The sequence below is a fragment of the Prevotella sp. E13-27 genome (assembly GCF_023217965.1).
GTDB lineage: Bacteria > Bacteroidota > Bacteroidia > Bacteroidales > Bacteroidaceae > Prevotella.
In genome coordinates, this window is sequence record NZ_JALPSC010000001.1 from 1,309,398 (window position 1) to 1,322,712 (window position 13,315).

Genomic DNA, 13,315 nt, shown 5'->3' on the forward strand with positions numbered 1-13,315 from the left:
ACAAATAATTGACAAACAACGTTTTTTCGCAGTATTTTTTTGCTTTATGTGCCTTTTTGCGTACTTTTGCAGGGATAAACTCAATTCTAAAGCCGTAAATAATCAAAATATCAATATAATTTATGGAAGAAATGGAAATTAAAAGTCAGTTGCCTGAGAATGCGTTTCGGGAGCTGAAAGATGGCGAGCAGTATGAACCGCTGATGTCGCCACAGGGCACATTCCCTGAAGTTAACGCATGGTCCGTGTCTGTCGGTGTGGCTATGGCCATCGTCTTCTCGGCAGCAGCAGCTTATCTCGGACTGAAAGTGGGTCAGGTGTTTGAAGCCGCCATCCCCATTGCTATCATCGCCGTAGGCATGAGCACGCTGATGAAACGTTCAAAGGCGCTGGGAGAAAACGTTATCATCCAGTCTATAGGTGCCTGTTCGGGCGCTGTCGTTGCCGGAGCCATTTTTACTTTACCTGCCATCTATATCCTGCAGGCGAAATATGGTTTTGACGATGTTGCGTTCTACAAGATGTTCCTTGCCTCGCTGCTTGGCGGAATTCTGGGCATCTTGTTCCTGATACCGTTCAGAAAATATTTCGTTAAGGATATGCATGGTAAGTACCCCTTCCCTGAGGCCACTGCTACCACACAGGTGTTGGTGAGCGGTGAGAAGGGTGGCAGTCAGGCAAAGCCTCTGTTGCTGGCAGGTCTCGTGGGCGGTCTCTACGACTTTGTGGTGTCCACGTTCGGACTGTGGAACGAGGTGTTTACCTCACGTATGGTTGCTGGAGGCCAATGGCTTGCAGACAAGGCAAAGATGGTGTTCTCGCTTAATACTGGAGCTGCTGTGCTCGGCCTGGGTTATATCATTGGACTGCGCTACACACTGATTATATGTATTGGCTCGCTGGCTGTATGGTGGTTGCTGGTGCCAGGGATGGCAATCATATTTGGTGATACTGTACTTAACCAGTGGGACCCCACAATAACAACGGCTGTTGGAGAGATGTCACCTGAAGCCATCTTCAAAGCTTACGGCAAGTCTATCGGCATTGGCGCAATAGCAATGTCAGGCATCATTGGTATTATCAAGAGCTGGGGCATCATCAAGAGTGCTGTCGGACTGGCTGCCAAGGAAATGAAAGGCAGCGGAAATGTTGATGAGGCTAATCAGAAGCGCACAGACAAAGATCTTAGCTTCCGTTTCATAGGCATTGCCTCTGTGACGGCTATCATCTGCACATTCCTGTTCTTCTGGCTCGGCGTGATGGAAGGCAACTTCCTCTTTGCGGCTGTGGCCATCGTGCTGACAGTAATCATCGCGTTCCTCTTCACCACTGTTGCGGCTAACGCTATAGCTATTGTGGGTTCAAACCCTGTTAGTGGTATGACGCTGATGACGCTCATCGTTGCTTCGGTAGTGATGGTGGCTGTAGGTTTGAAGGGCGTGGGCGGTATGATTGCTGCGCTGATCATGGGTGGTGTGGTATGTACGGCACTATCGGTGTCAGGCTCGTTTATCACTGACCTTAAGATAGGCTACTGGATGGGCACAACGCCAAGGAAACAGGAGATGTGGAAATTCCTCGGCACACTGGTGTCGGCAGCTACCGTCGTAGGTGTGATGATGATACTCAACAAAGCCTATGGCTTCGCTTCTGGACAGCTTGCTGCTCCTCAGGCTAACGCTATGGCTGCCGTCATCGATCCGCTTATGAATGGAGTAGGCGCCCCTTGGCTGCTCTATGGTATCGGAGCCGTGCTGGCTGTGGTGCTGACGCTCTGCAAAGTGCCTGCACTGCCTTTCGCTCTTGGCATGTTCATACCTCTTCAGCTTAATACTCCTCTTGTGGTGGGTGGACTGATTAACTGGTTCGTTACCACACGTTCGAAGGACAAGGCTGTCAACGAGGAACGTGGCGAGAAGGGTAATCTCATCGCATCTGGATTCATCGCCGGCGGTGCGCTGATGGGTGTTGTGAGCGCCATTCTTAGATTCTGCGAGGTGAAGTTTGACTTTGATGCCTGGTGGGCTAACCCATTGTCAGAGTGGTGCGCTCTTGCTGCTTATCTGCTGCTGATAATCTACTTTATCATAGCTACTAAGGTCAAGAAATAATCTGACAATGCAAAAATCGGACAATCGTACTGAATGATGAACGATTGTCCGATTTCTTTGTGTATATATGCCAGTACCTTTGCAGCAAAACAATTACTAAAAACTAATCTCTTAAACAAATGATGAAGAAACTGATACTTTCAATGGCTTTGGCTGCTACCATGACGACAGCCGTGGCACAACTGCCAATACAGGACTTCGGACAGAAGCGTGGCATGTGGGCATCAATAGCTGTTGACCCATCGAGTGGTGCTATCTCTCTTGGTGAATACAAAAACCACTCCAACAAGCTCCTCATCAGTTGGCGCATGCTCCCTACAGACACATGGGAATCATCGTTTGCTATCTACAGTCGTTCGGCCGACGATGTCAATGCTTTTATCTATAATCGTGTGACAACTAGTCCTGTGAAGAACTCTACCTGCTATCAGACAAGTAATCCAGGCTATGCATTGACATATTATCTTGTGCCTGCAGAACACTTCGACGGCGATTTACCCATCTTCCTTATGGATGACGATGAGAAGTCTGCCCTTCGTGCTGCAGCTGTTGACTCGCTGACCATTGATGAGCGTATCTATAGAGACAAACTGCCCTATGTGCAGATAGACCTTAAATCGACTGCAGACTGTAGTGACTACCCTTCAGCTATCACCTATGAAGCCAATGACTGTTCAGTGGGCGACCTCGACGGCGACGGCGAGATGGAGATAGTGGTTAAGCGACTGATCAATGCTTATAATGACAAAGGAGAGAAGACCTGTAATGCAGAGTCTGCTGGCGACACAGACCCACGTGCACGCCACATCGCTCTTTTTGATGCATATAAGCTTGACGGCACATTCCTTTGGCGCGTAAAGTCTGGACCAAACATCACCCCAGGCAACTCTATCAACTTCGCTGTGGCCGACCTCGATGGCGATGGCTGTGCAGAGGTGGTTACAAAGACCAGCGAGGGTACTGTCTTCGGCGATGGCTATGAGATTCCCGATACCGATGGCGATAATAAGACAGACTACCGCGATGTTTGGCCTGCAGGTCACTATATAGGTGACGGCCCCAAAGGTTATGGCGGACCGGAGTTCTTCTCTGTCATCGATGGTAAGACGGGTAGGGAGCTGGCACGTGCTAACTTTATCTGCCGTGGTAAGGAAGGCGAGACGCCTGCTCAGTTGGCAGCCAACTGGGAGGCAAACGACTGGAAGTGGGATCCTCGTTCAAATAAATATATATGGAAGCTGGCTAACTCGTTGCGATTGGGTGTGGCTAAGTTCCAGCCTGGCGAGGGCATGCAGATATTCCTTGGTCGTGGCGTCTATGGCCGTACGGTCGTAGAGGGATGGCAGTATAATGGCGAAGGTCAGGAAATGACTCGCCTGTGGAAACTTGATACTGACGATGCTGGCGGTAAGGATGTTAACAAAGACGGAAAGACCTTCAAGGCCTACGCTGGTCAGGGCAACCATGCCTTTAATGTGGCTGACCTCGATGGTGATGGACTTGACGAGGTGATGTATGGCTCGTGTGCTTGGGACAACGACGGCACAGGACTGTGGTCAACGGGGCTCGGCCATGGCGATGCCAGCCATGTGGGACGTTTCCTGCCTAACAGCGATGGCTTGCAGGTGTTCCATTGTCTTGAGAACGGCACTTGTCAGGTGGCGCTCCACGATGCTAAGGATGGAAAGATACTGTGGGCAAAATATGGTGCCTCAGATAATGATATGGGACGCTGCATGACGGCCGATGTTGATCCAGGAAAAGCCGGTTATGAGTTCTGGATGTACGGCAATGAGCTGTTCGATATGAACGGCAATGAAATAATGAACAGCGAGGGAACCGCTCGTGCCAAGGAGAGCTCGGCAAATGCCGGCATCTGGTTCGACGGCTATCTGAACCGTCAGATGATTGATGGCGGAATAATCAATAGCTACAGTCACGGTCGCACGTTCACTATGTATCGCTATGACATATCTTTCAACAACAGCACTAAGTCTAATCCTGGCTGGTATGGAGACATGATTGGCGACTGGCGTGAAGAGGTAATCGTGCCTGACCAGACGAAGCTGAAGAACATAAAGGTTTTCTCTACCTGGTATCCTACGGAGTATAAGCTGCCTTACCTCATGAGCGACCATACTTACTACATGCAATGCATCCACGAGCAGGTAGGCTATAACCAGCCAACAAACATTGGTGGCTACTATCTCGGTTATGGAATGGATTTTGCCAAAGTGCCCATCGTGGCAACAGGAATAGAAGATGTGAATGCCGAGATACCTTACATGGAGAAGGGTGACAATCGCATCTATGACCTCAGCGGACGAGTAGTGTCAACACCTTCAAAAGGCATCTATGTTCGCAATGGAAAGAAGTTCTTTGTGAAGTAAAAATCAACTACTTATCTATTATATTTTGAAGCGGATGTTCAATGTGATATTGAGTGTCCGCTTCCCTCTTTTGGAAACCTTGTAATTTGTTAAGTTTTCCAAAATTATTTCTATATTGTTGATAATCAGATGTTTGACATTTCTTAACAACAAAAAAGTTGTCCAAAACTAACAACTTTTGCGAGATTATTAGTACCTTTGCACAAGTGTTATTTCGATACAAAAACAAATATTCCTTTAATTTATTATGATACAGACAGTTGTAAAGCGCGACGGTCGCGTCGTCGGCTTTAATGAGCAAAAAATCATGGCAGCAATTCGTAAAGCCATGATGGCAACAGAGAAAGGTGAGGATGAGCGATTGCTCAACACCATAACAGATCACATTGCACAGCGCGGACAGTCACAGATGACCGTTGAGGCTATTCAGGACCTCGTGGAGGTAGAGCTGATGAAGAGTGCGCGCAAGGACGTGGCACAGAAGTATATTGCCTATCGCAACCAGCGTTCTATAGCACGAAAGGCAAAGACTCGTGACATCTTCCTCGACATTGTTAACGTGAAGAACAATGACATCACTCGTGAGAATGCGAACATGAATGCCGACACACCTGCCGGCATGATGATGAAGTTCGCTTCAGAGACTACAAAGCCTTTTGTTGACGATTATCTTCTTTCACAGGATGTGCGCGATGCAGTAGAGCATAACTATCTGCACATCCACGACAAGGACTACTATCCCACGAAGTCACTCACCTGTGTTCAGCATCCACTTGACAATATCCTTAACTGCGGCTTCATTGCCGGACATGGTGCTTCGCGCCCTGCAAAGCGCATCGAGACAGCATCTGTGCTGGCTTGCATCTCTTTGGAGTGCGCACAGAATGAGATGCATGGCGGACAGGCCATACCAGCCTTCGACTTCTATCTGGCACCTTTCGTCCGTCTGTCATACATTGAGGAACTGAAGAATCTTGAAGACCTCAATGGCGAGGACTACAGCGCTCTCTACGAGGAGCCCCTCATGGACTATCTGAAGCAGCCGCTCGATGGACTGACTGGTGTTGACCGTGTGCGTCAGCATGCCATCAACAAGACCGTTGCCCGTGTTCACCAGTCCATGGAGGCTTTCATCCACAACATGAACACCATTCACTCTCGTGGCGGTAACCAGGTAGTCTTCTCTTCTATCAACTACGGAACAGACACCAGTGCCGAGGGACGCTGCATCATGCGCGAGCTGCTGCTCTCTACCTACGAAGGCGTAGGCGGTGGCGAGACAGCCATCTTCCCCATACAGATTTGGAAGAAGAAGCGTGGCGTGAACTATCTGCCCGAGGATCGCAACTTCGACCTCTATCAGCTGGCATGCAAGGTTACTGCACGTCGTTTCTTCCCCAACTTCCTTAACCTCGACGCAACGTTCAACCAGTCAGAAGAATGGCAGGCTGACGATCCTAAGCGCTACCTGCACGAGGTGGCAACGATGGGCTGCCGCACACGTGTGTTTGAGAACCGCTTCGGACCAAAGACCAGCATCGGACGTGGTAACATCTCGTTCACTACTATTAATATCGTGAAGATTGCCATCGAGTGTATGAATATTGAGAACAAGGAAGAGCGCATAGCAAAGTTCTTCGCAAACCTCGATGACATGCTTGAGATAGCTGCCAAGCAGCTCGACGAGCGCTTCCAGTTCCAGAAGACAGCCCTTGTGAAGCAGTTCCCACTGCTCATGAAAAGCCTGTGGATAGGTGCCGACAAGCTCGGACCAAACGAGACCATAGAGAGCGTCATCAATCAGGGCACCCTCGGAATAGGCTTCATCGGACTGGCAGAGTGTCTTGTTGCTCTGACAGGCAAGCATCATGGTGAGAGCGAGGAGTCACAGGAGTTAGGTCTGAAGATCGTTACTTATATGCGCGACCGCGTCAACGACTTCTGCGAGCGCTATCATCACAACTACTCTGTTTTGGCTACGCCTGCAGAGGGACTGGCAGGCCGCTTCACCAAGCGCGACCGAAAGATGTTCGGTGTCATCCCAGGAGTTACCGATCGTGACTACTACACCAACTCTAACCACGTGCCAGTCTATTACAAGTGCTCTGCACGCCATAAGGCCGAGGTTGAGGCTCCTTATCACGACCTCACACGCGGCGGACATATCTTCTATGTAGAGATTGATGGTGACGCAACTCATAATCCACAGGTGATAATGAGTGTTGTTGACATGATGGACCGTCTTAATATGGGCTATGGCTCTGTTAACCACAACCGCAACCGCTGCATGGACTGCGGCTATGAGAATGCACAGTCAGGCCTTAAGGTTTGTCCGAAGTGCGGCTCAACAAACATCGACAAGCTGCAGCGCATCACCGGCTACCTCGTAGGAACGACCGACCGTTGGAACAGTGGCAAGCTGGCTGAGCTCAATGACCGCGTTACTCACATTGACGACGGTGAGCAGACATTGTTCTAATTGGTTATAAGCTTTTTGTCAGCTCCTTCGATTCTATGTTGAATAAAAGGTTTCTCTTTGCGTTGTTGCTGCCAGTGTTAGCGACAGCTGCTATGGCTCAGGATGGGGGAGCGAAGTGTCCCCTCGTGTATGACGTAGAAAACACAGGAAGCAACTTCGCAAAGCCACTGATGCCAGAGCCGGAGAAGCTGCCAGTCATCAGAGAACTGCCTGATGCGCTGGAGGGCGTGGCGAGCTTTGCCGATTGGGCAAAGCGCCGCAGTGATATAGGCCACATGATTCAGCATTATGGCATCGGAGAGAAGCCTGCCGTAGAGCCTCGGCAAGTGTCGGCACATATGGAAGGCGACACAGCACTTGTTGTTGATGGATAATTCGGATAATTCGGAACCGTCCCCATTTTTTTCCGGAACCGCATTCTATGCTAAATTCCAAACATTGATTGATATTTAACTATATATTTAACACTTGAGGAGCTAGGCTTACCTCGTTACTCGTTCTATACACGTTATCGGGATTGTATTTTACCCGATCTCTGACCATTGCCACGAGGATGTGCAGCATCTTGTTCTTGATGTTATTATGTATCAGCAACGGATGCTTGCCTCGTTCTATGAGCCGCTGATAATAGCTGTGTACGTTTATGTCAAACTTAATTGCCGCCAGTGCCGCTTGCGAGAGTAAGGACTTAATCCTCCTGTTGGCAAAAGGACTGACCTGAGGCCTGCTGTTGACGCTAGTGCCCGATTGTCGTCCGAATGGAGCAATACCATAATAGCAGGCTATCTTCCTTGAGTCTAGGTCAAATTTCTGGAAGTTGTCCGTATAGACCATCAGGCACGTCGCATTCTGCACTCCAATGCCTGGCATGGAGGTGATGATGCCAAAGATCTCCCTGAGTTCGTCATCAGAGGCAATGATTTCCTTAATCTTCTGGTCACATTTCGCGATGGCTTTGTTTACCTCTGTAATAAGGTGTTTGCTGGTAAAAGACATAAAAGCTCTGGCATCCGACTTCTCCTGTGTGAGACGTTTCTCGTCTCTTCTGACCGTCAGTGCTACCTTCTGCCTGACAAGGCTGTGACGATAAAGGAATATCTCTCTCAAACAAGTTAGCGAGGCACTCTGAGGCTTGTGCAGTATCATCTTGTCGTAGTTACGCATAGCATACTCTGCGATGGCCCGTGAGTCAGCCTTGTCGTTCTTTACACGTTGGATACCTGCAGAGTGCTTGATCTTGTAGGCACACTCCAGCCACATGTCATAGCCCGAGGCATAAAGATAGTTGCTAAGCCCGATACTATACCCACCGGTATTCTCCCCACAGAAGAGCCAGGAATCTGCCGCAAAGCCCTCTGCATGAGCCTTCACCCACTTCGCCAGACGACGATAGCCTGATGTTTTGTTGTCAAACACTTCGTGCACGCTAGGGGCACATTCCTTCAGTCCCTCTGCCTGAATGAGGGTCGCATCAAACTTTTCTTTCGAGAAATCGATGCCAATAAAGATTTTTTTCATACCTTTGTACCGTTAAAATGAAGGAATTGGCCAATAGTTGTCTGGTCTTGGACTCTAAATAGGCTATTATGCCGCTGGCATTCTATCTGGACTTCGCAACTAAGCAGGAAGGACTAAGACGGTTCATAGACTCTAAAGGACTGTTGTCCCACGGATAGTTTCCCTTTCCTGTCGGCCTCTTCCTCCTTCTGACAACAAAGGTAAGGATTTGGCCGTGATAAAGCAAATTCTTCACTGATATATTCTATCAGAGCGCAAAATTAGAGTCCCCATTTTTTCAAAGATACTACTTTTCCGTTATAGCAGCTTAACATAGTCACAATTATTTTCAGATTCTGACCGTTATTGATTCGGATGCAGTCAGAAATTCTCATCAAGACAGACTATTATTCTTAAATCTGTGTCACAGATTTATAAAACCATGACGTAGATTATTAAATCTGCGACGCAGATTATGTAATCCGTGCCGCAGATTTAACTATTTTAATCCGGCTAAGAAGCATTTTTAACCGTTACTCCGCTCTATTTCTGATAGTCTAAGTGGATAATCGGAACCGTCCCCGTTTTTCAAAAGGCAAAAAATCGCGTATTTTTGGATTTTATTCACTAAAAATGTTGCTACATTAGAAAATATTTGTAACTTTGCGAGCGTATTCTTTGCAAAGGCTCCGTGAAACGCCTGAGTACCAACGGAGTGCAAAAGCGGCCTAAGGGTCGATTGTGATGAATACATCTCTTTTTAATTGCTCAATTTTCCTGCCGAACTGCGACCTCGAAAGGGATTTTTACGAGCAAGAACCTATACATTGTTGAAGCTGCGTTTATACGCAGACTTCACCATAAATGTATAGGGGCTGTCGCAGGCCTGGCAGGAATTTGGTTGGGTCTGCGTTTTTTGTGTCTCTACACTTCAAGTGCTTTCCCTTCCAGCTTAAAAAGCGAATGTTGAGAAAACTAACTAAACAATTATGTATATGACACAAAAATTTTACTTACTTTCTAAGAGCCTTCTCACTAAGATTGCTCTTGTTGCCGCCCTGATGAGCTGGGGAGGAATTGCTGCGGAGGCAGATGATGTTATTTATAATGGCGAAGGGACTATTCCTACAGGATGGACTGGTTCGGATACTAAAATAGCTAATAATGAAATTGTAGGAACCAACACATGGACACCTTATAATCTGATATCAGAATCTGCCATTTTTGCTCCAAATCAAACATTAGTATTAACTGTTAGAGGCACGAGAACAACCAGTGCAAGAATACAAATTTATACATCTTCGACTGGATCTTTTGATAAGGTTGCTAAAGAATATACATCAGAAATACGTGTTGACACGGACAATGCTTATGAATTAATTTATAGAAACACAAGTGCCAATACGTACTATCTGAAAATTACTGGTAGTTATGCAGCAATACAGAAGATAGAGATTTTGGATCCTATTACTTCGTTAACTCTGGATGAAGGGACTCCTACCGATTTTTCTTCTTTAACGGTAGCGACTTCTATCCCAACTGTTACTGTAAAATACACGGCAAAAAATGGTTGGAATACTATCTGTATGCCATTTCAGTTGAGAACTTGGAGTGTAAATCATATGAATTCCATCTTTGGGACAGGATGGTCTGCTTATACACTTTCTAGCTATTCTTCAAACACATTGACTTTTACGGCTATATCTGGTTCGGGATATATTCAACCAAATACCCCAATGCTAGTTAACGCACCTAATGCTTCCGGTGAACAAGTGACATTAAACCTTACAAATATTGAAGTAACATACTCCGCAAATCCTTCAACTCCAGCCAATGGCATCACTTTCCAAGGCACTTATGCTCCAATGCCAGCAGGCTCATTGGTAGGAAAGTACGGTGTCACTTCTGACGGTAAACTGGCAAAGGGTGGTAGTGGCGCATGGATGAAAGGCTACAGAGCCTACCTCACAGGACTGCCTACAGGAGCCCAAGCACGTATCATTGTTATAGATGGTGATGATGAAACAACAGACATTGGCGGACTGGCACAGATAGTAGACGATGAGATTCTTGGCAAGGGCGGCTCTAAAGCACCTCGCGCTTACAACCTGCAAGGACAGCAGGTGCGCAATGGCAAGAAAGGCATATATGTAGTGAATGGGAAAAAGATAGTGGTAAAATAATCAGAAGGAGGATAACTTATGAAAAAGAACTATATACAACCCGAACTGCGTATCGTTTTTATAAAAGGTACTACCATACTGTCAGGCTCATCAGGTAACGAAATTGAAACCGGCGAAAGCAATGCCACCATCATCGTTACAAATACTGATGATTATAATGGTGAATTCTTCTCTCGCAAAGGTCACAGTAGCATCTGGGACGACGAAGAATAACCACTGATAGATTCAAACTTTTCACCCATCCCTGCACTCTTTTTTAGCGCGCTTACCTGTGTCATTGCAAGTTATCGGGTAAGCACCTGAGAGGAAGCACGGGATGGGTGTTTTGCTGATAATAAACGGCAGGCTTCAAGTGACGAGCCTGCCGTTGTCTTTCTATGGATAAGTATTATTCTATAGCAATAAGTTCACGGCCTATTTTGTGTAGACCTTCAACAATGCGACGGCGTTGCTCTGGACGAGGCTTCTTAATGCCGTTAGCATAGTGGCTTAGCTGGTGCTGATTGATACCAGACACACGGCTGATAGCAGCAATGGAGGCATAAGGAGAGCACATTTGCAACAATGCAGCTGCATCCAGATGGTACTCGAATTCGTAGTCGCCATCGCGAAGCCACTGAGGTACATCGTCGCCATCAGCAATCATTCCTTCTATATGGAAGTTGAGGGTTTCGCGCACCTCATCAACCAGTTCGTCGTACGCTTTAGCGGTAACAACTACTGCACCAGGTACATTCTCGCTCAGAGCTGCACCAAAATTCTTGTCACACCATGAAACATTTACAATAATTTTTTCCATATCCTTTCCTTTTATTATTTCCAACCTGCTTGTTTCCAAATACTATTCAAGAGAAATTGGCTTAACACCTCATTCTTATGTCCTCTGATAGTCACCTTGCCTTTATTCTGAGGATGTTTATATTGTCGATGGTCACCTTTGGTGGCTACAAGGACCCATCCGTCAGCTTCAAGCATTTTGATGACTTCGATAACCTTATATGCTTTCATGTTTGTACTATATGTTGGTGCAAAGGTAATAAAAAGAATACCATTTTGCAAACAAATCATCAAAAAAAGTATTCTTTTTAATACTCTTTAAGATAAATAGAATTCGGAGTCCCCATTTTTCTTCTTTAAACTATCAAGAACTAATTCGCAATCAAACATAATACGCCTCTTTTTGAATTCTTTGTTTCAATAATGCGTTCATATTGTCACGCATCCTTACCAAGTCTACATTACATCCTAAAAGATGTTGTAGCTCTTGTTGCATATGGTCTATTGTAAGTAATGACAATGGAGCGCCTTCGTAACAAACATCTACATCGCTATTCTCCGTATGCTGACCACGTGCCACAGAACCAAAAACACCAATTCGAGTTAGTCCGTAATGGTTTACTGCCCTCGGTTTAAATGTTCCAAGCAATTGAATTATTTCCGATCTAGTCTTCATGTTCCAGTCCTTTCATTTTTCACTATCGAACTCAAATGAGCAAATAAAATGTCTGTGCACCAAGATGCACGTGGCAAAGATAGAAAGAAAAAACCGAACCGCAAAGCGATTCAGAGAAAAACTTGTTTGTGAATAAAAAAAGTAATGAGTCAGTGGAACCGTCACCCTGATTCATCATAGCCATATTCGTAGCTCAAATTAAACCCAATTATGGAAATTCGTTTCAATGATGCCAGAGGGACAGGCGCTGACATCTCAAATAGATATCGACGGTTTTATTTATAAAGCGTATTAAAGTTGTTTAGGAGTTTTTTGCTTTGTTCTGAATGCGAAATACAATTGTTCTCAATTAGCATGCGCTTGATGGGCCGAGAAGGCGAAATCAATGATAGATAACAATAAAAAAACTGTATTTTCCTTGCAGAACCAAATAATATTTGTAATTTTGCCGATGTAATCTTGAAAATGATATATTCCAACAACTAAAAAACAATAAAGAGGGGCAAATACTTCCTTTTACTTTTTTTGCAACATATTATATTATCTTTAACTAAAACAATAAAACTATGAATGAGGAAATTTTAAATGAAGAAATGACTGAAATGACTGTCGATGAGGGTATGAAAGCTAACCTGATTTCTGCTGCAAATTGGGCAAAGTTCCTGTGCATTGTTGGTAGTATTAGTGCAGGACTTATTCTGTTGGTTGGAATTATCATATTATTTGGGGGATCCAGTTTTAGCACTATTCCGTATGCGAGTGCCGCAGGTTTTGCGTATATAATTCTTGGTGCTATTTACATTTATCCGATTCTGAAGGGATTCCAGTTTGCGAACTCAACGAAGTCTGCCTGTCTTTACAACGAGAAAGAAGATTTGGCGCAAGGCTTTGAAGGGTTACAATCACTCTTTCAATTTATAGGTATCTTAACTATCATTATACTGGCATTATATGCATTGATCTTTATCGCAGCAATTGCTTTTATATAATTGCTCTAGAATCCGGTGAAAAAAATAACATCAATAACCATTAAAACGAAACGAGTATGAGAAAAAGTGTGATTTTCGGAGCCTTCTTTCAGATGATTATTGATGCAGAAAAAGAATCTCGGATATTGCTATTATGCAGAGGGGACTGACAAAACCGTAGAGCTTGTTCACACAAATGCTGAACTAAAGGAAATCTTCTCTAATTGATGACGC

At 45.6% G+C, this 13,315-nt stretch carries 11 protein-coding genes; 7 read left to right on the plus strand and 4 right to left on the minus strand.

Translation table 11 applies throughout. From position 1 onward, the window contains the following. Window positions 1-122: 122 nt before the first annotated feature. From M1L52_RS05385 to M1L52_RS05400, 4 genes are all read left to right on the plus strand, one after another. Window positions 123-2,111: an OPT family oligopeptide transporter gene (locus M1L52_RS05385; RefSeq protein WP_248613915.1), complete on the plus strand. Its 1,989-nt coding sequence runs from the start codon at window positions 123-125 to the stop codon at window positions 2,109-2,111. 119 nt (window positions 2,112-2,230) lie between these two features. Then, window positions 2,231-4,501 (plus strand): hypothetical protein, encoded by a 2,271-nt coding sequence (locus tag M1L52_RS05390; RefSeq protein ID WP_248613916.1) that lies wholly within the window; start codon window positions 2,231-2,233, stop codon window positions 4,499-4,501. A gap of 247 nt (window positions 4,502-4,748) precedes the next feature. Next, window positions 4,749-6,980, plus strand: coding sequence for an anaerobic ribonucleoside triphosphate reductase (locus M1L52_RS05395; protein WP_248613917.1), 2,232 nt, complete (start codon window positions 4,749-4,751; stop codon window positions 6,978-6,980). Between the two features lie 35 nt (window positions 6,981-7,015). After that, window positions 7,016-7,354 (plus strand): hypothetical protein, encoded by a 339-nt coding sequence (locus M1L52_RS05400; RefSeq protein ID WP_248613918.1) that lies wholly within the window; start codon window positions 7,016-7,018, stop codon window positions 7,352-7,354. Window positions 7,355-7,433: 79 nt separating this feature from the next. On the opposite strand, the gene M1L52_RS05405 is transcribed toward M1L52_RS05400, so the two are convergent. After that, the gene (locus tag M1L52_RS05405; RefSeq protein WP_248613919.1) at window positions 7,434-8,498 is read right to left on the minus strand and encodes an IS110 family transposase; all 1,065 of its coding nucleotides are present in this window, start codon (window positions 8,496-8,498) and stop codon (window positions 7,434-7,436) included. 968 nt (window positions 8,499-9,466) lie between these two features. Here M1L52_RS05405 and M1L52_RS05410 point away from each other — a divergent pair. After that, complete coding sequence (locus M1L52_RS05410) at window positions 9,467-10,660, plus strand: hypothetical protein (RefSeq protein WP_248613920.1); 1,194 nt, start codon at window positions 9,467-9,469, stop codon at window positions 10,658-10,660. Window positions 10,661-10,678: 18 nt separating this feature from the next. After that, window positions 10,679-10,873: a hypothetical protein gene (locus M1L52_RS05415; protein WP_248613921.1), complete on the plus strand. Its 195-nt coding sequence runs from the start codon at window positions 10,679-10,681 to the stop codon at window positions 10,871-10,873. 175 nt (window positions 10,874-11,048) lie between these two features. Here M1L52_RS05415 and M1L52_RS05420 read toward each other — a convergent pair whose 3' ends face one another. The 3 genes from M1L52_RS05420 to M1L52_RS05430 form a co-directional block, all read right to left on the minus strand. Next, window positions 11,049-11,459 carry a type II toxin-antitoxin system HicB family antitoxin gene (locus M1L52_RS05420; RefSeq protein ID WP_248613922.1) on the minus strand — a complete coding sequence of 137 codons (411 nt, stop codon included), beginning with the start codon at window positions 11,457-11,459 and terminating at the stop codon, window positions 11,049-11,051. Between the two features lie 14 nt (window positions 11,460-11,473). After that, complete coding sequence (locus tag M1L52_RS05425; RefSeq protein ID WP_248613923.1) at window positions 11,474-11,668, minus strand: type II toxin-antitoxin system HicA family toxin; 195 nt, start codon at window positions 11,666-11,668, stop codon at window positions 11,474-11,476. A gap of 151 nt (window positions 11,669-11,819) precedes the next feature. After that, window positions 11,820-12,113: a nucleotidyltransferase family protein gene (locus tag M1L52_RS05430; RefSeq protein WP_248613924.1), complete on the minus strand. Its 294-nt coding sequence runs from the start codon at window positions 12,111-12,113 to the stop codon at window positions 11,820-11,822. Between the two features lie 566 nt (window positions 12,114-12,679). Between M1L52_RS05430 and M1L52_RS05435 the strand changes: the two genes are divergently transcribed. Then, window positions 12,680-13,102: a DUF5362 family protein gene (locus tag M1L52_RS05435; RefSeq protein ID WP_248613925.1), complete on the plus strand. Its 423-nt coding sequence runs from the start codon at window positions 12,680-12,682 to the stop codon at window positions 13,100-13,102. Window positions 13,103-13,315: the final 213 nt, after the last annotated feature.